This is a genomic window from Nostoc sp. MG11 (assembly GCF_014904695.1).
In the GTDB taxonomy this organism is placed as follows: Bacteria; Cyanobacteriota; Cyanobacteriia; order Cyanobacteriales; family Nostocaceae; genus Komarekiella.
On the sequence record NZ_JACXXN010000219.1, the window covers coordinates 1 to 608 of the forward strand.

Annotated in this window: 1 protein-coding gene; it reads right to left on the bottom strand. The window is 50.8% G+C overall.

Annotation, left to right across the window (positions count from 1 at the left end):
• A partial coding sequence (locus HCR01_RS38180) for a cyclic nucleotide-binding domain-containing protein (protein WP_193201048.1) occupies positions 1–608 on the bottom strand: 608 nt, incomplete at both ends.

Consider the following 608-nt stretch of genomic DNA (forward strand, 5'->3'; position numbering starts at 1 on the left):
GTTGGTGGGCCGTTGCGTGTGTAGATGCGCTGTTTGAGGTCGGCGTTGTGCAGCAACCCGAATTCGCGGTTGTTGATTAACTCGTGTTCTTGACGTTCCCGCAATGCTTCGATAGTCAGCCGTAGTTGTTGTTCGGTCTGGTTCATCGGTTCGTTGTACAGATCCGCAACGCGAGAATGCACCCGCAACACGGTTTGAGCCACGCTCAACTCATATTCGCGGGGTGAGAGTTCGTAATCTACGAAAGTCCCCGGTAACTCAAGTTCTCCGACATATCCTGAAGTCACCTCAATTGAAGCTTCACCATACTTGTTCTGTGGAGCTGACGGGCGGGTTCTGAAGCGATCAACATGAGTCTGCAACGCCTCAGATTGGTTGAGCAACTCCCGAAATGCCTGTTGTGGTAGTGTCAATATTGTGCATCGGGTAAGAGCCTGAATTGTGAACTGCCAATTGCTCTGAGACTCTACCAACACCTGACCACCAAAATAGTCGCCGTCGGCCAACACACCCAACACGGTCTGCTCATCATACTTGCCAACACCAATCTTGTTCACCTTGCCATGAGCAATCAAAAAAAGCTGATTGGCTGGTTGACCTGACTGCAC